This window comes from Aquitalea sp. FG25 (assembly GCF_057809375.1).
In genome coordinates this window covers 1-393 of the sequence record NZ_JBMDJV010000069.1, presented here as the reverse complement: position 1 = coordinate 393, position 393 = coordinate 1, and the positions used below count along the sequence as shown (strand labels likewise).

1 protein-coding gene is annotated in these 393 nt (G+C 49.9%); it reads right to left on the bottom strand.

The annotated features are described in order from the left end of the window. The coding region (locus tag ACODR9_RS24325) for a hypothetical protein (RefSeq protein ID WP_488813270.1) at positions 1-393 on the bottom strand (393 nt) is incomplete at both ends.

The following is a 393-nucleotide window of genomic DNA, read 5'->3' as shown; positions in this document are numbered from 1 at the left end:
GGTGATGCAGAAGCACGTATTCCCGGGAATACAGCAATGACAACTTGGATGGCGTAGTCGTTGATGCTCTGTATTTCCGGGAATACAGACTTGAGTGCAGCGGTGAGGGAATCTGCGTGTATTCCTGGGAATACAATGGCCAGACTGCCTGAGGTTGATGCAGAAGCACGTATTCCCGGGAATACAGCAAAGGCTGCCTTGTTTGTGCAGTCGTTGATGCTCTGTATTCCTGGGAATACAGACTTGAGTACAGCGGTGATGGAATCTGTGTGTATTCCTAGGAATACAACGGCCAGACTGCCCGAGGTTGATGCAGAAGCACGTATTCCCGGGAATACAGCAAAGGCTGCCTTGTTTGTGCAGTCGTTGATGCTCTGTATTCCTGGGAATACA